Below are 22,257 nucleotides of genomic sequence, written 5' to 3'. Positions count from 1 at the left end.
CGTTGTCCCCCCGGTCGGACTGCCATTACCCTGAATCGATCGGTACCGATTGGGGGTTGGAGAATGGCGGGAAACGGCACCGTCGCGCGCCGCACGTACGCGGGGCGCTCGGCGGCCGACCGACGAGCAGAGCGCCGGGAGCGCCTGCTCGACGCCGGTCTGGAGCTGTTCGGCACCGCGGGGTACGCGGCGGCGTCGATCGAGAAGCTGTGCACGCACGCCGGTGTGTCCACGCGGAACTTCTACGAGGAGTTCGGCAGCCGTGAGGACCTGCTGATGGCGCTGCACGACCGGATCATCGAGCAGGCGTTCCAGGCGGTGCTCAACGCACTGTCCACAGGGGACGACGCCCCGCTGTGCCAGCGGTTCGAGCTGGCGGTGCGGGCGTTCGTCACCACCACCGCCAGCGACCCCCGGTGGGCGCGGCTGTCGTACGTGGAGATCATCGGTGTCAGCAACGCGGTGGAGAAGCACCGGATCGCCTGGCGGGAACGCTGGGCGGAGTTCCTCGAGTCGGAAGCGAACCGGGCAGTCGCCCGGGGCGAGGCCAGGCCACGCTCGTTCCATCTGGCGGTGGTCGCGTTGATCGGATCGGTGAACGAGTTGGTGCACCACTGGTCGATCTGCGGTGGGCAGGAATCCCTCGACGACGTGATCGCCGAGATCGTGCGGGTCGCGTCGGCGGCGGTGACGGCCCCGTGAGCATCTCCGCACAGAGCAGCGCCGCCGAGTTGTTACGCCGGCTGGAGCAGGTCGCCGAATCGTCCGGGGACGGAGTGCGGGCGGCGGCTGAGCTGTTCGCCGAGTGCGTCCGGGCGGACGGGGTCATCCACGCCTTCGGTACCGGACATTCCCAGGGAACCGCGCTGGAAGTCGCCGGCCGGGCCGGCGGGCTGATCCCGACGAACCGGATCGCGCTGACCGACCTGGTCCAGTTCGGCGGCGAGGACCCGTCGGTCCTGGCCGACCCGATGCTGGAGCGCCGGGGCGACGTGGCCGGGCGGTTGTACGAGCTGGCCGGCGCTTCGCCGCAGGACCTGTTCGTCATCGCCTCCAGCTCCGGGGTGAACCCGTCGGTGGTCGAGATGGCGCACATCGTGAAGGCCGGTGGCCACCGGCTGGTGGCGATCACCTCGGTGCAGCACTCGAACCAGGTGACCCCCCGGCACTCCTCGGGGAAGCGGTTGTCGGACCTGGCGGACGTGACGCTGGACAACGGGGCGCCGTTCGGGGACACGTTGGTGTCGTTGCCGGACGGGTCCTCGGCCGGGGCGGTGTCGTCGCTGACCGCCGGGCTGCTGGTGCAGATGGTGGTGGCCGACACCGTCCGGTTGCTGCTCGACTCCGGATATTCACCGCCGGTGTACGTGTCCAACAACGTGCCAGGGGGACACGAGCGGAATCTCGCCCTGGAGGCCCACTACGAGGGGCGGCTTCGGCGTACGGCCAGTTGATCGGGAACAGGTGGGCGCTTCGCGGGGCTGCCCGCGAAGTACCCACCTCCACTCACACCATGTACTGGTCGTGACTGGCGAGGAACTCCGTACGCTCCTCGGCGGTCATCTGCCGCCCGGAGGCGGCGATCTCCGCCATGGCCCGGAAGTACTTCTCCCGAGGGGGCGCCGGCGCGAACAGGATCAACATCGACGACGGCTCGTCGAAACTGTTCGAGAACGCGTGGATACCGCCCTGGGGGACGTACAGGAAATCTCCCTTGCTGGCGACGACCCACTTGTCCCCGTTGAACAGCCGGACCTTCCCCTCCAGGATGAAGAACGACTCGGAGAACGTCCGGTGGAAGTGCGCGGCCGGGCCCCCGGCCTGCGGCGCCATGTCGTACTGGAACATCCCGAACTCGCCGTTCGTGACGTCCCCGGTGGCCACGAAGGCGTTGCGGACGGTCGGCCTGTTGAGGATCTCCACCTCGTCCGCCGGCCGGTAGGTGGCGTTGATCTCGCCGGTGTCCCCCACGTAGGTCATGCCGCTCCTCTCGTCTGGGACGATGGTGTCACCATGAACCGTCCCTTTGTGCTGCTCAGCGCCGCGATGTCGATCGATGGCTACCTCGACGACGCTACCGACGAGCGACTCGTGCTGTCCAACGCCGACGACTGGGACCGGGTCGACGAGGTCCGGGCCGGGTGCGACGCGATCCTCGTCGGCGCCAACACCATCCGCCGGGACAATCCTCGACTGGTCATCCGGTCGCAGCGGCGGCGCGCCCGGCGGGTCGCGGCCGGTCTACCAGCGGATCCGATCAAGGTCACGCTCACCCGTTCGGGTGATCTCGATCCGGAGGCGGCCTTCTTCACTGTCGGCGACGGGCTGAAGTTGGTGTACGGCGACCTGGACGAGGCGCTCGCGGATCTGGCCCGGCGGGGGGTGGCTCGACTGATGGTGGAGGGCGGCTCCACCGTGCACACCGAATTCCTCACCCGTGATCTCGCGGACGAACTCCACCTGGTCGTCGCGCCGTTCTTCGTCGGGGATTCCGATGCGCCCCGGTTCGTCCGGGATGGGCGGTTTCCGTGGACGCCCGCCCGGCCGGCGACGCTGGCGCAGGTACGGGCCATCGGCAACGTGGTGCTGCACCGGTACCTGCTCAGTCAGTCCGAAGTGGACAGACATTGGCTGACGGCCGCCGTGGAACTGTCCAGGAACTGCCCGCCCTCGTCGACCGCGTTCGCCGTGGGGGCGGTCGTGGTGGACGCGCGGGGCGAGGTGATCACCACCGGCTACTCGCGGGAGACCGACGACCGGGTGCACGCCGAGGAGGCCGCCCTCGCCAAGCTCGACCCCGCCGACCCGCGCCTGGCCACCGCCACCCTCTACAGCTCACTGGAACCGTGCAGCCGGCGCGCGTCCCGCCCGCGCACCTGCACCCAGCTCATCCTGGACGCCGGCATCCCGCGCGTGGTCTTCGCCCTGCGCGAACCGCCGACCTTCGTCGACGGCCAGGGCGCCGAACTGCTCACCGAGGCCGGGGTGACCGTCACCGAACGCCCCGACCTCGGCGACGCCGTCCGTCAGGTCAACGACGCCCTCACGTGAGCGTCAGGACCGTGTCCGCCAGGACCGGGGCGTCGTCGCGCTCGGGCGCGGTCGCGGTGGCGATCAGACGGTCCGCCTCGGTCCACACCCGCACCCGCAGGGTCTCCCCGGGGAAGCAGACACCGGCGAACCGGGTCGCCACACCCGACACCCGCGCCGGATCACCGCCCAGTTGGGTGTCCACCACGGACTTGCAGACCATGCCGTAGGTGCACAGGCCGTGCAGGATCGGACGCGGGAACCCCGCCAGCGCGGCGAACTCCGGGTCGGCGTGCAGCGGGTTGCGGTCACCGCACAGGCGGTAGAGCAGCGCCTGCTGTGGCAGCGTCGCCACCTCCACCACCTCGTCCGGCTCCCGGTCGGGCACCATCGACACCGTCGCCGGGCCCCGGTGACCACCGAAACCGCCCTCGTCACGCACGAAGATCCGCGACGATGCCGTCCACAGTGGACTACCGGCCGAGCTGACCGCCGTCTCCTGGACGATCACCGCCGCCGTGCCCTTGTCCAGCACGTCGGCGATGCGCGAGCGGGCCACCGCCGTGCCCTCGGCGGGGATCGGGCCGTGCACGGTGATCGACTGGGTGCCGTGCAGGACCTTGCGCAGGTCGACCTCGATGCCGGGGAAACGCACCGCCGGCGGGGTGAACGTCCGGATCCCCGGCGCCACCACCCCGAACGTCGGCAGCACCGCCAGCCGGTCCTCCAGCACGTACCGCAGCTCACGCGGATCGGTCGGGTTCCCACCGGCACCCAGCGCCAGGTGGTAGAGCAACACGTCGGAACTGGTCCAGGCGAACGCCGTCTCGCCGAGATCGGCGCCGATGGCGACAGTCGGATCGATGGGCAAGATGACCCCTACTCGTAGCTGACCTCGACAGCGTCGGTCACCGGAACCGACTGGCAGGCAAGGATGATGCCCTCCTCGACGTCCTCCTCCTCCAGCACGTCGTTGTTGAGCATCGTCACCTCCCCGGACACCAGCCGGCACGCGCAGGCGCTGCACGCACCCTCCCGGCACGAGTAGGGCGCGTCCAGGCCATTGTCCAACAGCAGGTCCAGCAGCCTGGTCCCGGCCGGCCACTCCACCGTGCTCCTCACCCCGTCCAGCGACACCGACAGCGTGCACGGACCGCCCTCGGACGGCGGATCCTCCGCCGGCTCGAACGGGTTCGCCCCCAGCGAGGTGAACCGTTCCAGATGGACCCGGCGGCGCGGCACACCGGCGCCCGCCAGCGCCGCGCGGGCCGCGTCCATGAACGGCTTGGGCCCGCACACGAACGCCTCGCGCCCACGGTAGGGCCGGGCCAGCTCCGTCAACGTCGCGGCGGAGGGCAGGCCCTGCACCGACTCCAGCCAGTGCAGCACCGTCAGCCGGCCGGGATACCGCTCGACCAGCCGCGCCAGGTCGGCGGCGAAGATCACCGAACGCTCGTCGCGGTTGGCGTAGACCAGGGTCAGCGAACCGGTGCCGGCCGCCAGCACCGACTTCACGATCGACACCACCGGGGTGATGCCGCTGCCGGCGGCCAGCAGCAGCAGGTCCTCGTCGAGCGAGGCGGGGGTGAACACGCCGGCCGGCGGCAGACAGTCCAACTCGTCACCGGCGCGGACCTCGTCACAGATCCACGACGAGCCGTGGCCGGTGCGCTTGACGGTCACCCGCAGCCGGTCGTCGGTGTGCGGGGAGCTCGACAGGGAGTAGCAGCGGGCCATCGAACCGGTGGTGTCGCTGGGAATCCGCACGGTGAGGAACTGGCCAGGCCGGTAGCCGAACCGCCGCGCGTGCTCACCGTCCACAGCGAACACCAGGGTTCTGGCCTCGGCCGTCTCCTCGACGACCTCGGCCACCCGCAGCCGGTAGGACCGCTGCTCAGCCATGCCCACCGCCAGGCCCACCGCCAGGCCCACCGTCCCCGGCGTCCCCGCCGCCGGGCACCGGCAGCGCCCCGGTGGCCACCGCGTGCTCGATGGCCGCCCGCAGCTGCCCGCAGGTGTCGATCCGCGCGCTCAGCTCACCGGCCGCGACCCGCTCGGCGAACTCCGGGCAGGACGCCGCCGGCGGCGCGTGCCACTGCACGCTGGTCTGACGGTGACTGGACTTGCGGACCAGCACCTCGCTCGGACAGCCACCGCAGCGCACCGGGGTCAGGCCGTCGTCGAGGAAGCGCCGGGCGTCGGCCGTGGTCGCCGCCGGGTCGTGGTGTGCCGGCGCCTTCGCCCACCTGGTCACGGGACCTCGGCCTCCCGGCGAGCCAGGTTCTCGGCGACCTCGGCCTCCCACACCTCGTTGGCCCGCGTGGTGTCCACCTCGAACTCGAAGCGGTCGGTCATCTCGCCGGTGACGTCCTCGACGTCCACATAGAACTGTTCGTACCACCGGCGCAGCTGGTAGACCGGGCCGTCCTCCTCACACAGCAGCGGGTTGTCGATCCTGGTCTTGTTCCGCCAGATCTCCACGTCCTGCAGGAACCCGACACCGAAGCCGCGGGCGAGCTTGCCGGCGACCCGCGCGGCCTGCTCGTCGGGCAGACCGGGCAGCCGGCGCACGCTCACCCCCCACTGCAACACGAACGAGTCGGCGGTGACCGGGTAGTGGCAGTTGATCAGCACGGTCTCGATGGTCGTACCGTGGTAGTCCTGCCACAGGTCGTTGATCATGTACGAGGGTCCGTAGTAGGAGGCCTCGGACCGCAGCATGACGTCCTTGGCCGAGTAGCTCGACCCCGCGGCGACGTCCGGGCGGGCCCGCGAGTTCAGGTACTGGGTCGCGACGTGGCCCTCGAAGACGTTCTTGAAGTAGGTCGGGAACGCGAAGTGGATGTAGAAGAAGTGCGCCATGTCGACGACGTTGTCGATGATCTCGCGACAGTTCGAGCCCTCGATCCGCACCGAGTCCCAGGTCCACTCGCTCCACTCCGGACCGGACGCGCCGCGCGCCAGCGGGATCTCCAGCTCCGGCGGCGGCGGGTTGTTCTGCGGGTCGTGCCACACGAACAGCTGCTTGTTGCGCTCCAGACTGCGCCACGACCTGGTCCGCGCCCGCAGCGGAATCCGCTTGGCGTAAGGGATCTCCACACAGCGGCCGTTGCCGGCCCAGCGCCAGTCGTGGAACGGGCAGGCGATCGCGTCGCCCTTGACGCTGCCCTGGGACAGGTCGCCGCCCATGTGCCGGCAGTAGGCGTCGAGCACGTTGAGGGTGCCGTCGGCGGCGGCGAACACCACCAGCTTGGTACCGAAGGCCTCCACCGCGTGCGGGGCGCCGTCGCGGAAGGTTTCCGCCAGGCCAAGGCAGTGCCAGCCCCTGGCGAACCTGGTCCGGGGGGCGCCGACGTCGATCGTGCGCACACTACTGGTCATCGTCGTGCTCCTGGTGTCGCTTCAGGATGTCGCTTCAGGATGTCGCGGATCGCGAGATAGCCGAAGGTCATCGCCGGGCCGAGGGTGGCTCCGGGGCCGGCGTAGGAACGGCCCATCACCGGGGCGGCGGCGTTGCCGGCGGCGTACAGGCCGGGGATCGCCGACCCGTCCAGGCGCAGCACCCGGGCGGCGGCGTCGGTGCGCAGCCCACCCTTGGTGCCCAGGTCGCCCGGCACGATCGCCACGGCGTGGAACGGCGGCCGGTCGACCGGGCCCAGGTTGGGGTTGGGCCGGTTGCGCGGGTCGCCGTAGTACCGGTCGTAGGCGCTTCGCCCACGCTGGAAGTCGGTGTCCACACCGGACTCGGCGAACCCGTTGAACCGGTCGACGGTCCCGGCCAGGGCGTCGGCCGGGACGCCGATCAGGCCGGCGAGCCCGGCCAGTGTCGGCGCCCGGTGGACCACCCCGGCGTCGTACCAGCGGCGCGGGAACGGCTGGCGCGGGCCGAGACCGGCGAACGGGTAGCGGTTGCGGTAGCGCTGGTCGGCGACCAGCCAGCACGGGATGTGGCCGACCTCGTCGGTGTGCCCGTCGTACATGGCGTGCACCGCGTCGACGTAGGGGGCGGCCTCGTTGACGAACCGCTCGCCGGCCTGGTTGACCAGCAGGCTGCCCGGCAGGCTGCGTTCGGCCAGGCAGAAGAACGGGCCGCGCGGCAGCGGGATCGACGGGCCCCACCAGGCGTCATCCATGACCGCGACCGCCGCGCCGGCGCGCAGGCCGGCCTCGATACCGTCGCCGGTGTTGGCCGGGGAGCCGACCGTCCACCCGGTACCGATCGGGGGGCGCTGGTGTTCCTTGCGCAGCCGCTCGTTGTGCTCGAACCCGCCGGTGGTGAGGACCACCGCGCGGGCGGTGACCGTGCCCCGGGTGGTGCGCACGCCGGTGACCCGGCCGCCGGCGACGACCAGGTCGGTCAGCCCGGTGTCCAGCCGCAGCGGGACGTCCGCCCCGGCCAGGCCCGCGCGCAGACCGGCGGCGAGGGCCTGGCCCATGGTCAGCAGCCGGCGGCCGGTGAGCAGCGAGTAGGCGCGGCGCGCGGCGACCCGGCCGGCGCGCAGCACGCCGCGCGGGTGGCGGGCGAGCAGGTTGAGCCAGCGGTAGTCGGTCTGGGTCAGCGCCACGCCGGCGGGGGCGCGCAGGTAGGGGGCGGCGAGGTCGCCGAGGTGCTCGCCCAGGACGCGGGCGTCGAGCGGGCGGGGTTCGACCGAGCGGCCGGCGGGCCGCCCGCCGGGGGCCTCCGGGTAGTAGTCGGGGTAGCCGGCGACCCAGCGCAGCCGCAGCGGGGTGGTGGCCAGGACGAACGCGACCATCTCCGGGCCGGCGTCGAGGAAGGCGCGGCGCAGGTCGCCGGGGACGTCGGGGCCGGCGACGTGCGCGAGGTAGGCGTGGGCGTCGGCGGGGGTGTCGGTGACCCCGGCGGCGTCGAGGACCGCGTTGCCGGGGACCCAGAGGCCGCCGCCGGAGCGTGCGGCGGACCCGCCGAAGTGGGTGTCCTTCTCGATCAGGACGGTGTCCAGGCCGTGGTGCGCGGCGGCGAGCGCGGCGGTCATGCCGGCCGCGCCGGCCCCCACGACCACGACGTCGACCGTGCGCTCCGGGTTGTCCATGGACCTCATACTAGAACAGGTTATAGTTTTTATCATGCCCCAGAACTGGGATGACGAGGCGGATGTCGTCGTCGTGGGTTTCGGCGCGGCCGGCGCGTGCGCGGCGATCGAGGCGGCCGAGTCCGGGGCGGAGGTGGTGGTCCTGGACCGGTTCACCGGCGGCGGCGCCAGCGCGGTGTCCGGCGGCGTCGTCTACGCCGGCGGCGGCACCGCGGTCCAGCGCGCGGCCGGGGTCACCGACTCGGTCCCGGCGATGCTGGCCTACCTGTCCGAGGAGGTCGGCGACGCCGTGTCGCCGGAGACGCTGGCGCGGTTCTGCGAGTCCAGCGCCGGGATGATCGACTGGCTGGCCGCGCACGGCGTGCCGTTCGACGCGAGCGTGTGCCCGTTCAAGACGTCCTATCCGCCGAACGGGTACTACCTGTACTACTCGGGCAGCGAGCAGGCCTGGCCGTACCGGTCGCTGGCCGAACCGGCGCCGCGCGGCCACCGGGCGCACGGGCGGGGGACGTCCGGCCGGGTGCTGTACGCGGCACTGGCCGGGGCGGCGTTGTCCGGGGCCAGGTTCCGGCCGCGCACGCGCGCCGTGCGGCTGGTCGTCGAGTCCGGCCGGGTGACCGGCGTGGAGTGCCGAACACTGACCGCGCACGAGCCCGACCGGGCCACACCCACCGACCAGACCACGCGCGAACCCAACCCGCCCACGCCCACGCCCACCAGCCAGACCACCCACGAACCCCACCACGCCACGCCCACCGACCAAACCACCCACGAACCCCACCACGCCACGCCCACCGACCAAACCACCCACGAGACCGACCGCGCCACCTCCGCCGGGCAGGCCACCGGGGTCGCGCGACCGACGCTGGCCGGGCGGCCGGTCGATGTGCTGAACCGCCTGGCGACCAAGCCCGGTCTGTATGTCCCGGCCCTGGCCAGGAGGCTGCACCGGGGCGTGACCGCGATCGAGGCCCGCTGGTCACGCCCGTGGCGGGTCCGAGCGCGGCGTGGCGTGGTCCTGGCGGCCGGCGGCTACGTCAACGACCGCGCGCTGATGCGCGAGCACGCGCCCGCGTACCGGGGCGGACTGCCCCTGGGCACCCGCGCCGACGACGGCTCCGGGATCCGCCTCGGGGTCGAGGCCGGCGGGGTGACGGCCCGGTTGTCGGCGGTGTCGGCGTGGCGTTTCCTGACCCCGCCGAGCGCGTTCGTCCGGGGCGCGCTCGTCGACGGGTCCGGGCGCCGTTTCGTCGACGAGTCCAGCTACGGCGCGGCGATCGGCGACCGGCTGATCGCGCGCGGCGGGCGGGCGTGGCTGCTGGTCGACGCGCCGGTCGTCGCCCGCGCGCGGGCGGAGCTGCGCGCGGAGACGCTGTGGTTCCAGCGCCTGCAGGCCCGGTACCTGCTCGGCGCCGGCCGGGTCAGCGCCGGGACGGTCGCCGAGGTGGCCCACCGGGCGGGCGTGTCGGCGACCGGCCTGGCCGAGACCGTCCGCGGGTACGGGTCGGACCCCGACGAGTTCGGCAAGCACCCGAGCCTGGTCGCGCCCCTGTCGACGCCGCCGTACACGCTGATCGACCTGTCGTTCGGGCGCAGGCTCGGCTACCCCTGCCCGATCCTGCCCCTGGGCGGCCTGGCCGTGGACGAACGGACCGGCGAGGTGCTCGACCCCGACGGCGGGGCGGTGACCGGCCTGTACGCGGCCGGCCGCAACGCCGTCGGGATCTGCTCGCACTCCTACGTCAGCGGCCTGTCCCTGGCCGACTGCGTGTTCTCCGGCCGCCGGGCCGGCCACCACGCCGCCACCGGCGACTCATGGTGAACTCACCCCACCTCCTCGCCACGCCCGACGAGCAACCCGACGATCCGGTCCTGCCCGGCCGCCAGGCCCGCCAGTCCCTCCGCCAGCTGGCCGACCTTCTCCGCCAGACGCTCCTGACCCGCCTCCAGAACGCCGACGCTCTTCGCCAGCTGGCCGACCTTCTCCGCCAGACGTTCCTGGCCCGCCTCCAGAACGCCGACGCTCTTCGTCAGCCGCTCCTGGCCGGCCTCCAGGGCACCGACCTTCCCGGTGACGGTGTCGAGCCTCGCGTCGACCTGCTCGAATCGGGCGTCCACCGACGCGAAGCCCATGCTGACCCGCTGTCCCAGGGCGGCCAGGTGCATACCGTGTGATTCGAGAAGTCGGCCGTGTGATTCGAGGAGCCGGCCGTGTGATTCGAGCCTCTGGCCCTGTGATTCGAGCATCAGGCCCTGGCGGTGGAGCACCTCGCCGTGCCGTGCCTGGACGGTCGCCAGCACGTCGAGCATCTCGCCGTGCCGTGCCTGGACGGTCGCCAGCACGTCGAGCGTCGCGCCGTGCCGTGCCAGGTCCATGCCCTGGTCGAGTTGGGTCGTCCGGACGGCGTTGATGACGGACGTGTGGCCCCGCAGGACGCCGCGGAAGTCGGAGACCTCCCTGTCGGTGGCCACGGCGAGGTGTCGGACCTCGGCCAGTTCGTGCTCCCAAGACTCGCTCATGTGAGCCCCCCTTTCGGTGTTGATGGCCAGCCTGCCGGAACGCCGGCGACACGCCAAAGAGTTGTCCACAGGGCCATCAGTCGACAGAAACAAGAACGTGTTCTACTCTCGGACGGGTGACCGACCAGGTGCTCGCCAACGTCCGGGAACTGCTCCCCGCCTTCCGCGAACGCGCCCAGGACACCGAGGACGCCCGGCGCGTTTCCGACGAGTCGATCAAGGCCCTGCGCCAGAGCGGGTTCTTCCGCCTCCTCCAACCCCGGCGCCACGGCGGCCTGGAGGCACACCCGAACCTCTTCTACCGCGCCGTCCACGACGTGGCCAGCGCCTGTGGCTCGACCGGCTGGGTCGCGGCCGTGCTGGGGTGTCACCCGTGGCAGCTGGGGCTGTTCGACGACCGGGCCCAGCACGAGGTCTGGGGCGGCGACGAGGACACCCTGGTCTCCTCCTCCTACGCGCCGATGGGTCGCGCCACCGCCACCGGGGACGGGTTCACCTTCTCCGGGCGCTGGTCGTTCTCCTCCGGGTGTGATCACGCGGGATGGGTGCTGCTGGGCGGTTTCGTGCTCGACGACGCCGGGCAGCCGGTCGACTTCCGCACCTTCCTGCTCCCCCGCGACGACTACGTCATCGACGACGTCTGGGACACGATCGGCCTGCGGGGCACCGGCAGCAACGACATCATCGTCGAGAACGCCTTCGTGCCGGGCCATCGGACGTTGTCCTTCGCCGACACCGGGCGCTGTCAGGGGCCGGGCCAGGCGGTGAACACCGCGCCGCTGTACCGGTTGCCGTTCGCCTCGGTGTTCTCGTGTTCGATCGCCGTGCCGGTGGTGGGGATGGCGCGCGGGGCCTACGACGCCTATGTCGAGCACACCCGGGCGCGGGTGCGGGCCTCGACCGGTGGGCGCGCGGCCGAGGACACCTTCAACCAGGTGCGGGTGGCGCAGGCCGCCAGCGGGATCGACGCCGCGATGCTGGGGGTCGAGCGCGCCCTCGACCAGCAGTGGGAGCTGGCGAGCGCCGGCGAGAAGATCCCCTTCCACCTCCGTGTGCGGACCCGGCGCGACCAGGTCAACGCGACCAGCGCGGCGATCGCCGCCGTCGACCGGCTCTTCGAGAGCGCCGGTGGCCGGGCGCTGAAGGTCGGTACGCCGATCCAGCGGTTCTGGCGTGACGCGCACGCCGGCCGGGTGCACGCCATCAACGACCCGGAGAAAGCGCTTGCCCTGTACGGTCAGGCCCAGCTCGGACTGAAGGTGCAGGACGCGTGGATCTGAGCGAGGGCACCGCCGACGTGGGCGGTTTCCGCCTGCACTACCACGAACAGGGCACCGGCGAGGCGCTCGTGCTGCTGCACGGCGGCGGCCCTGGTGCCTCCGGCTGGAGCAACTTCGGGCCCAACCTGCCGGTGTTCGCGCAGCGGTTCCGCACGCTGGTGGTCGACCAGCCCGGTTTCGGCGGCTCGGACCGCCCGGAGATCACCGACCAGTACTTCGCCTTCTCCGCCGCCGCGCTGGTCCGGCTGCTCGACGAGCGCGGCATCGAGCGCGCGCACGTCGTGGGGAACTCGCTGGGTGGCGGCACGGCGGTGCGCCTGGCGTTGGACCACCCCGACCGGGCGGGCCGGCTGGTGCTGATGGCTCCCGGCGGGCTGAACCTGTCGGTGTTCGCGCCGGACCCGACCGAGGGTGTGAAGCGGCTCTACCAGTTCGCCGCGCCGCCGGGGCCGAGCCGGGACAAGCTCGCCGCCTTCCTGCGCACCCTGGTGTACGACCCGGCGCTGATCACCGACGAGCTGGTCGAGCAGCGTTACGCCAACGCCGCCGACCCGGGGGCGCTGGCCGCGATGGCGTCGTTGGGCGCGTCGTTCGCGGCGTATCCGGAGCGGGGCATGTTGTGGCGCGAGGCGCACCGGCTGCGCCAGCGGGTGCTGCTGGTGTGGGGCCGGGAGGACCGGGTGAACCCGCTGGACGGCGCCCTGGTGGCCCTCAAGGTCATCCCGCGCGCGCGGCTGCACGTGTTCGGCCGGTGTGGACACTGGGCGCAGCTGGAGCGGTTCGCCGAGTTCAACCGGCTGGTCCTGGACTTCCTCGGGGACTGAGGCACGGAGGTGGAGCCATGGGCATCCGTTCGCTGGGCTACCTGCGGATCGAGGCGACCGACGTCGGGGCGTGGCGGGAGTTCGCGCTGAAGGTACTCGGGATGGTCGAGGGCACGGGGCCGAATCCCGACGCACTGTACCTGCGGATGGACGACTTCCCGGCCCGCCTGGTGGTCCTGCCCGGTGACACCGACCGGCTGGTCGCCTCCGGGTGGGAGGTGGCCGACGTCGCCGGGCTGGGTGAGGTCTGCGGCCGGCTGGAGGCCGCCGGGGTGCCGTTCAAGGAGGGCACCGCCGAGCAGCACGCGGACCGCCGGGTGGATCGGATGATCACCTTCGAGGATCCGTCCGGCAACACGCTGGAGGTCTTCCACGGTGTCGCGCTCCAGCACCGCCGGGTCGTTTCCCCTTACGGGCACGTGTTTGTCACCGGCGAGCAGGGTCTCGGGCACGTCGTACTGTCCACTCGCGACGATGTGGAGGCGTTGCGTTTCTACCGGGACGTCCTGGGTTTCCGGTTGCGGGACTCGATGCGTCTGCCGCCGCGACTGGTGGGCCGGCCGGGTGACGGCGAGCCGGCGTGGCTGCGGTTCTTCGGCTGCAACCCGCGCCACCACAGCCTCGCTTTCCTGCCGATGCCAACGCCTTCGGGCATCGTGCACCTGATGATCGAGCTGGCGAGCACCGACGACGTCGGCCTGTGTCACGACCGGGCGTTGCGCCGGAAGGTGCCGATGTCGGCGACGCTGGGCCGGCACGTGAACGACCTGATGCTCTCGTTCTACATGCGCACGCCCGGCGGGTTCGACGTCGAGGTCGGCTGTGAGGGCCGGCAGGTGGCCGACGAGTCCTGGATCGCCCGGGAGAGCACGGCGGTTTCGTTGTGGGGTCATGACTTCTCGATCGGGGCCCGCTCTTCCGGATCATGACATGACGCAAAGCGGTCACGCTGGGTCGACAGCAGACGGACCTGCTGTGATAGACCATGCAGCGCATTGACGGTGGGGAAATTTCAATCATCCTCAAGGGAGCGAAAATCTCGCTCTTGAGGAGGCACGCATGCCCCGTCCGTCCTTGCGCAGACCTTGGCCGCGTAGCGCGGCCAGACCCTGGGTGGCGATCGCAGCCGCAGCAGGACTGTTCGTCACCCTTGCCCCAGCCTTCCAACCCGACGTATCCTCCGCCGCCCCGATCGCACCGGAGCTGATCGCCCAGATCGCGGCCGCCGGGGAGGATGAGTCCGTCCAGGCCCTCATGATGCTGCCCAACACCGCCGACCTCGACGGCGACCGGGAGCAGATCCTCGCCAGTCTGCGCGACCACGCGGCCCAGACCCAGGCGGAGGCGCAGGAGGCCATCGGCGAGACCGCCACGGTCGTCAACCGGTTCTGGATCACCAACATGCTGCTGGTCGAGATTCCCGCCAGCACCAACGCCGTGAACGCGCTCGCCGAGGCACCCGGCGTGCAGCGCGTCATCCCGAACTTCGAGCTCACCGCACCGGAACCGACGCCGTCGACCAACGACGTCGCGCCGACGGCCGACCTGACCTGGGGCCTGGACAAGATCCAGGCCGACCGCGTCTGGGACGAGCTGGGCGTGACCGGGTCCGGCGTGCGGGTGGCGACCCTGGACACCGGCGTCGACATCACCCACCCCGACCTGGTCGGCAAGATGGTCACCGACGACCCCGCCGACCCGAAGTACCCCGGCGGCTGGATGGAGTTCGACGCCAGCGGCGGCCGGATGGCCACCAACCCGCACGACTCGGCCTACCACGGCACGCACGTGTCCGGCACGATCCACGGCGGCGCCACCTCCGGCACCGCGATTGGCGTGGCCACCGGCGCCGAGCTGATGCACGGCCTCGTCATCCCCGGCGGCAGCGGCTCGTTCGCCCAGGTGGCGGCCGGTATGGAGTGGGCCATCGCCCCGGTCGACTCCGCCGGCAACCCGGCCGGCCGCCCGGCCGACGTGATCAACATGTCGTTGGGCGCCAACGGGTTCTACGAGGAGATGATCGCCCCGACCAGGGCCATCCGCGCCCTGGGCACGTTCCCCGCCTTCGCCATCGGCAACAACTGCGGGTCCATCGGCACCGGCAGCCCGGGCAACGTGTTCGAGGCCGTCGGCGTCGGCGCGACCGACGTCAACGACAACGTGGCCTCGTTCTCCTGCGGCGCCGTGGTGCGCAAGAACCAGTGGGTCGACCCGCCGGCCGAGTGGCCGGAGAGCTGGGTCAAGCCCAACATCTCCGCGCCCGGTGACGACGTCTACTCGGCCTCGCCCGGCGGCGGCTACCGCACGCTGGACGGCACCTCGATGGCCACCCCGCACACCGCCGGCACCGTCGCGCTGATGCTCTCGGCCAGGGCCGGCGAACTGTCGGTCGACGAGGCGCAGGACGTGTTGGGCGACACCGGTTTCTGGGACGACCGCTACGCCCAGCAGCCGCCGGACACCCGCTTCGGCGTGGCCAGGATCGACGCCTACGAGGCCGTCCGGTTCGTCGCGCTGAACTCCGGCCTGGAGGGCACGATCACCGACGCCGCGACCGGCGACCCGGTCCCCGGCGCCACGGTCACCATCGAGCCGGGCAGCCGCACGGCGGTCACCGCCGCCGACGGCACGTTCAGCGCGCGGCTGGAACCGGGTACCTACTCGGTCAGCGCGACGTCCTTCGGCTACGAGGACGGCACCACCACCGGCGTCGAGGTCGTCGAGAACTCGTTCGCCACGGCCGATGTCGCGTTGACCCCGCTGCCCAACGGCGCGGTCACCGGCAAGGTCACCCTGGACGTCTCCGGCGCCGGCATCCCCGGTGTCACGGTGAAGGTCCTCGACGTGCCCAGCGACCTGTCGGCCGTGACCGCGGCCGACGGCACGTACACGATCAGCGGGATCCCGGCCGGTGACTACCGGATCGAGGCCTCGCACGTCACCTTCCGCGCGCCGGAGCCGGTCGCGGTCACGGTGACCGCCGGCCAGTCGGTGACCGCCGACTTCACCTTCGGCCGCCCGGCCGAGACGGTGGCGGTGGTGGACAGCTCGGCCACCCGCGCCCAGCGCTTCCGCGACATCGTGTTCGAGCCGAGGGGCATCGGCACGGCGATCTACAACTGGGACCAGCTGGCCGAGGCCGCCAAGCACAAGACCGTCGTGCTGGCCTACGGCACCATGTCGACGAACTACGACCAGGCCGAGTTCCAGGCGTTCCTGGACGCCACCGACGCCAACGGCACCGGTGTGATCTTCACCGACCACGCGTTCGGCACCGGTAACGGCATCAAGCAGCTGTCCGCGCACACCGGCCAGCCGGTGACCACCGACGAGAGCACGACCAGCGGGTCGGCCGAGTCGTACTACGAGGTCACCGCCGAGCACCCGATCTTCGACGGCTACGCGGTCGGCGACAAGATCGTGATCGACGGCAGCACGCAGGCCAAGTGGGTCGCGTGGTTCGACGGCTACGAGGGTGAGGGCCGCCAGACCATCGGCAGCCTCGGCCGCACCGTCGACGGCGCGATGGGCGGCGGTGTCGGTGTCGACCAGCGGGCCAACAACCGGCACGTGCTGCTCTCCGCGCACGGCAACACCGCCGGCCGTGGCCCGGCCGACTGGAGCGAGGCGGCCACCGACCTGTTCCTCAACGCCGTCACCTGGGCCTCCCCCGCGCCCAACCCCGACCAGCCCTACTACGCGCTGCACGACCTGCGCGTGTCGCCGGGCGTGGTGAAGGCCAGTGAGAACGTCACGGTCACCGCGCAGGTGAAGAACGTCGGCAACACCGCCGGCACCTACAACGCCACGCTGCTGGTCGGCGGCGCGGTCGAGGCGACCACCCCGGTGCAGCTCAACTCCGGTGTGTCCAAGACCGTGACCTGGACGGTCGACCCCGACCGGCTCGGCACGTTCGCCGTGCAGGTCGGCCACCTGACGGGCTCGTTCCGGGTGCGCCCGCCGAGGGTCGACCTGACCGCGGTGACGGCCGACGCGCCGGGCGCGGCGGCGGTCGGCGCGCTGGCCGACGCGACCGTGGAGCTGATCTCGGGCGCCACGGTGAAGGCCCTCGGCCGGACCGACGCGCAGGGCAAGCTGTCCTTCGAGATCCCGGACACGGTCGGCCGCTACACCCTGGTGGTGCGCAAACCGACCCCGGCCGACGGCGGCGACGCCTACCTGCTGCACCGGCAGATCACCGTGATCGACGACGACACGGTCACCTTCGCGCCCCGGGTCCTGGCCTCGGGTTCGGCGGCGGCCAACGGTGTCGGCGACGACTTCGCGGTACGCACGGAGATCTCGCTGGACTCCGACGACGCGCGGCACACCGGATCGGTGTTCCTGCGTCCGTCCGGCACCGCGCCGCACGGGTTCCGCTACCAGCCGGGCACGCTGATCGCGAGCCTGGACCGGTACGAGGCGGTCACCGTGCACGAGGTGCGGCACCTGGAGCAGGACTGGTTCCTGCCCAGCCGGGTGGTCGGCGGCCTGAACTGGATCGACCCGTTCGACACCAGCTTCACCTTCGGCGGCGACGCCACGGTGTCGCTGGGCGACGTGACGGTCGGCGAGGACGGGAAGGCCACTGTGGACTGGTCGGTGTCCGACGCGCACGGCCTGCCGTTCGCGACGGTGATGGCCACCGACGTGCGGCCGTTCCTGACGCTGCCCGAGCGGGCCGCGCTGGAGGACGTCGAGGGCCTGGTCCGGGCGGCCGCCCCCAACGAGCTCAAGCCGATCCTGCGCCTGTTCGACCCGAACGGGACGCCGGTGCGGGCGGGTTCGGTCAACTGGAACGCCCAGCCGTACACGTTCACCGTCGACCCGGCGACCCCGGACGGCGCGTACCGGCTGGCGCTGGACCTGGACACCGGCGGCTACTCCGGTGACATCACCGCCGACGCCACGCTCCAGGTCGGTCCGCCGGCCGTGGCCGAGGTGGCGGTGACCGACACCCGGGAGAGCTTCCCGGTCGGCGAGCACACCCAGTACGACGTGACGGCCACCAACACCGGCACCGCCGACTCCGGTCAGCTGACCTGGACGGTGCGGGTCGGTGCCGGTGCGGCGCTGGCGCCAAGGGACGTCGTGCTGCGGCTGCGGGTCGGTGACACCTGGCAGCGGGTGGCGCTCACCCGTGACGGCAGCGGCGCGCTGACCGGCACGGTCGTCGCGGACGCGGCGCTCGCCGCCGGGCAGTCGGCGACGTGGCGGATGTCGTTGCTGCTGCGGGTCGCCGGTGACTACTCGGTGACCGACACGTTCAGCGGTGCGGGCATCTCGGTGGACAACGCCGACACGCTGCGCGTCGGGGAACCGGCGGGCGTGCGGTAGGTGTGGGTCCCGCGGCGTGGCGGCGTCGCGGGACTACCCTGCCACCCCATGGACTTCGAGGAGATCCTCGTCGAGACCGACCGGCTCGTCTTCCCCGCGCTCGCGGCGGGAGACGGGCCGGTCGTCGTTTGCTGGCACGGTTTTCCCGATCATCCGGCGACGTTCGGCCCGCTGGCCCAGCACCTGGTGGCCGCCGGCCGCCGGGTCGTCGCGCCGTTCCTGCGCGGCCACCACCGGGCCACCGCGCACGACATGACCTACGCCGACGGCCTGACCCTGGCCGCCGACGGCGCCGCGGTGGCCAGGGCGCTGGATCCGCCGGTGGACATGTTCGGCCACGACATCGGCGCGGGGATCGTCCAGCGGGTCGCGGCGGCGTGGCCGGAGCTGGTGCGCCGGGGGGCGGCCGGCGCGGTGCCGGCCCCGGCGGCGGTGGGCGCGATGCTCACCGACCCGGCGCAGTTGCAGCGGCTGTTCTACCTGTTCCTGTTCCAGCTGCCCGGCCTGCCGGAGGCGCTGCTGGCCACCGACCGCCGGCTGGTCGACCACCTGTGGGCGACCTGGTCGCCGAATCTGGATCCCGGCGAGCACCGCGAGCGGGTGCACGCGCTCTACGGCGACCCGGTGCTGTCGGGCAACGCGCTGCGCATCTACCGGGGCAACTTCGACACCAGCCTGCACGACCCCCGGCTGGCCGCGCTGGCGGCGCGCAGCGAGGCGCCGGCGCCGGATCCGTTGCTGCTGCTGGCCGGCGCCGACGACGGCTGTGTCGACCCGAGGTGGTTCACCCACGACGGGCTGGCGCCGGGGTCGCGGGTGGAGCTCGTCGAGGGCGCAGGGCACTTCCTGCACCTGGAGCGGCCCGACGAGGTCGCCCGGCTGCTGCTCGACTGGTTCACCAGCTGAAGATCGAGGCGAACCGGAACATCTCGGCCAGGCCGAGCACCGGGCCGTAGGCGGTGACCCGCGTGAACGTCCCGTCCGGGCGCAGCGCGGTCACCCGCCGGCCGTGCCCGCCGGAGGTCGGCTCGACGAACTCCTCGACCTCGGCCCTGGTGCGGTCGGGGAACTCGCGGTAGGCGCAGTCGCGTTCGAAGCCGTGGCAGCGCGGCACCCAATGGGCCCGCTCGGCCCGCCACACCTCCAGCAGCAGCAGGGCGGCCTCGCCCCGCGCGTCAAGCACGGCCTGGGCGAAGTACGTGCCGGGCGGGGTGGTCTCGGCGCGGGTGTAGAACTCCAGCGGCGGCCGTTCGGTGTAGCCGGTCAGCGGCCCGGACGGTCCGGTGCGGGCCCGGGCCAGCTCGGGCAGTTCGTGTTCGACGGCCTGGGCGAGCTGGTCGGTCAGCCGGCGGGCCCTGGCGTCGATGACCACCGCGCCGACGCCGGGTGTGGGCGCGGCCAGGCCCTGGTCGACCCCGGGGACCCAGCTGGGTGGGGCGGTCGCCTCGGCCTCGGGGGTCTGGTCGGGCGAGCCGACGCCCAGGACGGTGGCGAGCACGGCGGCGACGGCCAGCACACCGACCGCGGCGACGGCCGCCCGCAGCCCGCGTCGCCGGTGGGTGCCGGCAGCGGCGGCGGCCCCCAGTTCCTGGGCCGACCACTCGCCCGGCTCGTCGACCTCCTCGGGCGTGCGGTCCAGGATCCGGGCGACCTCGACGGCCGGCAGCCCGGCCCAGTGCCGCAGCACCACGGCCGCGCGGCGTCGGGGCGCCAGGGCGCCCAGCGCGGGCAGCCCGCCGGGCCCGTAGTCCGCGTCCGGCTCGGCCAGCCAGGCCCTGACCAGGGACTCGACGGTCGGCGGGTCGACGGCGGCGACCAGCCGCGCGGCCCGCTCGCGGTCACCGCCGAGCAGGTACCCCAGCTGGTAGACATCCGGTTCGCCGCCGCCCTGAGCTGGCACCATGACTCCATGGTGACCGAGGACGACGTACGGAGGGTAGCCCTTTCGCTACCGCACACGACCGAACGCCCGTCGTACGGCACGCCGGGGTTCCGGGTCAGGGACACGCTGTTCGCCAGGATCCGCGAGGAGGGCGACGTGCTGGTCGTGTTCGTGGCGGGCGAGGCGGACAAGCAGGGCCTGGTCAGCTCCGAGCCGGCGAAGTTCTTCACCACGCCGCATTACGACGGCCACCCGAGCGTGCTGGTTCGGCTGGGGGCGGTGGACGTGGCGGAGCTGACCGAGCTGCTGACCGACTCCTGGCGGCTGCGCGCGCCAAGGAGCGTGCTGCGCGAGCTAGAAACCGACTAGCCGGGCCAGCCGGTCGACGTGCGCGGCCGGGGTCCCGAACAGCTGGCCGCCGCCGTGGGCGCGGCGCAGGTAGCGGTGCGCGTCGTGGTCCCAGGTGATGGCGATCCCGCCGTGCAGCTGGATCATCTCGCCGGCGACGGTGCGCAGCGCCTCGGCGCAGTGCGCGGCGGCGGCCGCGGCCCGGACCGGCAGGTCGGCCGGGTCGGCCAGGGCGGCGGCCATGGCGGCCGACTCGGCGGTGGTGACCAGCACGTGCAGGTCGGCCATCCGGTGCTTGAGCGCCTGGAACGAGCCGATCGGCCGGCCGAACTGGCGGCGGAGCAGGGTGTGGGCGACGGTCAGCTCCAGGCAGCGGGCGGCGGTCCCGGCCTGTTCGGCGGCCAGCGCGGTGCACGCCACGTCACGGACCCGGTCGGCGTCGAACGGGCCGAGCGGCTCGGCGGGCGTGTGGTCGAGGTCGACGGTGGCCAGCGGGCGGGTCGGGTCCAGGGCGGGGGTGTGGGTCACGCTGGCGTGGGCCGGGTCGACCCGGTGGAGGGTGTCCCCGGCGGCGACCAGCAGGATCTCGGCGGTGTCGCCGTCCAGGACGTGGGTGACCCGGCCGGTCAGGCGTCCGGCCTGCTCGGTGACACGGCCGGTGACCTGGCCGGTGACACGGCCGGTGGCCTGGTCGGGTGCCGACCAGGCCAGGGCGGCGACGGTGCCGCCGGCCACGGCCGTCAGGGTCTGGCCGGGCGGCAGGGCGGTGGCGGCGAGCACCGAGGACAGCAGCGGCGTGCCGGCCAGGGTGGCGCCCAGCTCGTACTGCACGGTGTACACCTCGGCGAGGCCGGCACCGAGGCCGCCGTGGTCCTCGGGCACCAGCAGGGCCGGCGCGCCGAGGTCGACCAGGCGTTGCCACAGGTCGGGCGGGGACGCGGCGAGCAGGCGGCGGACGGTGTGCCGCAGGGTCAGCTGGTCGTCGGTCAACCGCATACCCCTCATCCAACCAAACAGTTGCTTGGGCAGCCTAGGACGCCGCACGATCAGGTGAGTTCGATATCCTCTCCACCGGGTTCGGGGTCGGGCGCAGACGAACACGAGGAGTTCCTGATCGAGAAGGGTTCAGTGGTCGCCGGCCGTTATCGGTTGCAGGAACAGGTCGGCAGCGGCGCGATGGGCGTGGTCTGGAAGGCCGAGGACCAGCGCCTCGGCCGAGTCGTGGCCATCAAACACCTGGTCGTCCGGTACGCGCTGTCCGACTCCAACTCCGAGGAGACCCGCCGGCGCGCCATGCGCGAGGCGCGGATCGCCGCGCGCCTGCAACACCGCAACGCCATCGCCATGTTCGACGTCACCGAACACCAGGGCGACCCGTGCCTGGTGATGGAGTTCCTGCCCTCGCGCAGCCTCTCCGCGGTGCTGGCCGAACGCGGCACGCTGCCGCCGGCCGAGGTCGCCGAGATCGGGGCCCAGGTGGCCTCCGCGCTGGCCGCCGCGCACGCGGTCGGCATCGTGCACCGCGACATCAAGCCGGGCAACATCCTGCTGGCCGACAACGGCACGGTGAAGATCACCGACTTCGGCATCTCCAAGGCCCTCGACGACGGCACGGTGACCACCCAGACCGGGATCGCCGGCACGCCCGCGTACCTGGCGCCGGAGATCGCCCGCGGCGAGGACCCGACCAGGGCCTCGGACGTGTTCTCCCTCGGCTCGACGCTCTACCACGCCGTCGAGGGCCGGCCGCCGTTCGGCACGAACTCCAACCCGCTGGCCCTGCTGCACGCGGTGGCCTCGGGCAACGTGGCGCCCGCGCGCAACGCCGGCCCGCTGGCCGGGGTGCTGACGATGCTGATGCGCGCCGAGCCGACCGGCCGACCGAGCATGCTGGAGGCGGTCAGCGCGCTGTCGGCGGCCACGTCCGCGCCGGCCGGCGCGGCGCCGCCGACCCCGCCCCGGCCGGTCGCCGTGCTCCCGCCGCC

20 protein-coding genes are annotated in these 22,257 nt (G+C 72.5%); 11 read left to right on the top strand and 9 right to left on the bottom strand.

Annotated elements, in window-relative coordinates:
• Positions 1-63 precede the first annotated feature (63 nt).
• Both BLA60_RS10530 and BLA60_RS10525 read left to right on the top strand, forming a co-directional pair.
• Positions 64-702: a TetR/AcrR family transcriptional regulator gene (locus BLA60_RS10530; RefSeq protein WP_075132643.1), complete on the top strand. Its 639-nt coding sequence runs from the start codon at positions 64-66 to the stop codon at positions 700-702.
• A complete protein-coding gene (locus BLA60_RS10525; RefSeq protein WP_211288678.1) occupies positions 699-1,454 on the top strand; it encodes a sugar isomerase domain-containing protein in 756 nt (251 codons plus the stop codon). The genes BLA60_RS10530 and BLA60_RS10525 overlap by 4 nt, the downstream gene beginning before the upstream one ends.
• Before the next feature lie 52 nt (positions 1,455-1,506).
• Here BLA60_RS10525 and BLA60_RS10520 read toward each other — a convergent pair whose 3' ends face one another.
• Positions 1,507-1,980 (bottom strand): cupin domain-containing protein, encoded by a 474-nt coding sequence (locus BLA60_RS10520; RefSeq protein WP_075132642.1) that lies wholly within the window; start codon positions 1,978-1,980, stop codon positions 1,507-1,509.
• A 33-nt stretch (positions 1,981-2,013) separates the two neighbouring features.
• On the opposite strand from BLA60_RS10520, the gene BLA60_RS10515 reads away from it, so the two are divergent.
• Positions 2,014-3,051 (top strand): dihydrofolate reductase family protein, encoded by a 1,038-nt coding sequence (locus BLA60_RS10515; RefSeq protein WP_075132641.1) that lies wholly within the window; start codon positions 2,014-2,016, stop codon positions 3,049-3,051.
• Here BLA60_RS10515 and BLA60_RS10510 read toward each other — a convergent pair.
• Genes BLA60_RS10510 through kstD form a run of 5 tightly spaced genes read right to left on the bottom strand, consistent with a single transcriptional unit; the run spans position 3,044 to position 8,117 of the window.
• Positions 3,044-3,901 (bottom strand): MaoC/PaaZ C-terminal domain-containing protein, encoded by an 858-nt coding sequence (locus tag BLA60_RS10510; protein WP_075132640.1) that lies wholly within the window; start codon positions 3,899-3,901, stop codon positions 3,044-3,046. The two genes, BLA60_RS10515 and BLA60_RS10510, sit on opposite strands and share 8 nt — an antisense overlap.
• A gap of 8 nt (positions 3,902-3,909) precedes the next feature.
• The gene (locus tag BLA60_RS10505) at positions 3,910-4,932 is read right to left on the bottom strand and encodes a ferredoxin--NADP reductase (protein ID WP_075132964.1); all 1,023 of its coding nucleotides are present in this window, start codon (positions 4,930-4,932) and stop codon (positions 3,910-3,912) included.
• Entirely contained in the window at positions 4,925-5,284 is a 360-nt protein-coding gene (locus tag BLA60_RS10500; RefSeq protein WP_075132639.1) for a hypothetical protein, read from the bottom strand. The genes BLA60_RS10505 and BLA60_RS10500 overlap by 8 nt, the downstream gene beginning before the upstream one ends.
• On the bottom strand, positions 5,281-6,411 hold the full coding sequence (locus BLA60_RS10495) for a 3-ketosteroid-9-alpha-monooxygenase, oxygenase component (protein ID WP_075132638.1): 1,131 nt from the start codon (positions 6,409-6,411) through the stop codon (positions 5,281-5,283). The genes BLA60_RS10500 and BLA60_RS10495 overlap by 4 nt, the downstream gene beginning before the upstream one ends.
• Entirely contained in the window at positions 6,408-8,117 is a 1,710-nt protein-coding gene (gene kstD, locus BLA60_RS10490) for a 3-oxosteroid 1-dehydrogenase (protein WP_075132637.1), read from the bottom strand. Before kstD ends, BLA60_RS10495 begins: the two co-directional genes overlap by 4 nt.
• On the opposite strand from kstD, the gene BLA60_RS42005 reads away from it, so the two are divergent.
• Complete coding sequence (locus BLA60_RS42005) at positions 8,116-9,903, top strand: FAD-dependent oxidoreductase (RefSeq protein ID WP_075132636.1); 1,788 nt, start codon at positions 8,116-8,118, stop codon at positions 9,901-9,903. The two genes, kstD and BLA60_RS42005, sit on opposite strands and share 2 nt — an antisense overlap.
• Before the next feature lie 2 nt (positions 9,904-9,905).
• Here the strand turns inward: BLA60_RS42005 and BLA60_RS10480 are convergent, their stop codons facing one another.
• The gene (locus tag BLA60_RS10480) at positions 9,906-10,601 is read right to left on the bottom strand and encodes a hypothetical protein (RefSeq protein WP_075132635.1); all 696 of its coding nucleotides are present in this window, start codon (positions 10,599-10,601) and stop codon (positions 9,906-9,908) included.
• A gap of 116 nt (positions 10,602-10,717) precedes the next feature.
• Between BLA60_RS10480 and hsaA the strand changes: the two genes are divergently transcribed.
• The 5 genes from hsaA (at position 10,718) to BLA60_RS10455 (ending at position 18,948) form a co-directional block, all read left to right on the top strand.
• Complete coding sequence (hsaA, locus tag BLA60_RS10475) at positions 10,718-11,881, top strand: 3-hydroxy-9,10-secoandrosta-1,3,5(10)-triene-9,17-dione monooxygenase oxygenase subunit (protein ID WP_075132634.1); 1,164 nt, start codon at positions 10,718-10,720, stop codon at positions 11,879-11,881.
• On the top strand, positions 11,872-12,705 hold the full coding sequence (gene hsaD / locus BLA60_RS10470) for a 4,5:9,10-diseco-3-hydroxy-5,9,17-trioxoandrosta-1(10),2-diene-4-oate hydrolase (protein WP_425427048.1): 834 nt from the start codon (positions 11,872-11,874) through the stop codon (positions 12,703-12,705). Before hsaA ends, hsaD begins: the two co-directional genes overlap by 10 nt.
• Positions 12,706-12,722: 17 nt before the next feature.
• Entirely contained in the window at positions 12,723-13,634 is a 912-nt protein-coding gene (hsaC, locus tag BLA60_RS10465) for an iron-dependent extradiol dioxygenase HsaC (protein ID WP_075132633.1), read from the top strand.
• A gap of 184 nt (positions 13,635-13,818) precedes the next feature.
• A complete protein-coding gene (locus BLA60_RS10460; RefSeq protein WP_154814265.1) occupies positions 13,819-18,042 on the top strand; it encodes a S8 family serine peptidase in 4,224 nt (1,407 codons plus the stop codon).
• Between the two features lie 48 nt (positions 18,043-18,090).
• Positions 18,091-18,948, top strand: a complete 858-nt coding sequence (locus tag BLA60_RS10455; RefSeq protein WP_075132631.1) for an alpha/beta fold hydrolase — start codon at positions 18,091-18,093, stop codon at positions 18,946-18,948.
• On the opposite strand, the gene BLA60_RS10450 is transcribed toward BLA60_RS10455, so the two are convergent.
• Positions 18,938-19,945, bottom strand: coding sequence for a hypothetical protein (locus tag BLA60_RS10450; RefSeq protein ID WP_075132630.1), 1,008 nt, complete (start codon positions 19,943-19,945; stop codon positions 18,938-18,940). The genes BLA60_RS10455 and BLA60_RS10450 overlap by 11 nt on opposite strands.
• Positions 19,946-19,951: 6 nt before the next feature.
• Between BLA60_RS10450 and BLA60_RS10445 the strand changes: the two genes are divergently transcribed.
• A complete protein-coding gene (locus BLA60_RS10445; RefSeq protein ID WP_075132629.1) occupies positions 19,952-20,293 on the top strand; it encodes an MmcQ/YjbR family DNA-binding protein in 342 nt (113 codons plus the stop codon).
• On the opposite strand, the gene BLA60_RS10440 is transcribed toward BLA60_RS10445, so the two are convergent.
• Positions 20,279-21,268: an acyl-CoA dehydrogenase family protein gene (locus BLA60_RS10440; RefSeq protein WP_075132628.1), complete on the bottom strand. Its 990-nt coding sequence runs from the start codon at positions 21,266-21,268 to the stop codon at positions 20,279-20,281. The genes BLA60_RS10445 and BLA60_RS10440 overlap by 15 nt on opposite strands.
• A gap of 132 nt (positions 21,269-21,400) precedes the next feature.
• Here BLA60_RS10440 and BLA60_RS10435 point away from each other — a divergent pair.
• Positions 21,401-22,257 (top strand): serine/threonine-protein kinase (locus BLA60_RS10435; RefSeq protein ID WP_425427047.1); only part of this gene is annotated, 857 nt, incomplete at its 3' end.

This window comes from Actinophytocola xinjiangensis, from assembly GCF_001921215.1.
In the GTDB taxonomy this organism is placed as follows: Bacteria; Actinomycetota; Actinomycetes; order Mycobacteriales; family Pseudonocardiaceae; genus Actinophytocola; species Actinophytocola xinjiangensis.
Note: the sequence above shows the minus strand (reverse complement) of the source record. Positions and strands in the feature narration are given on the sequence as shown.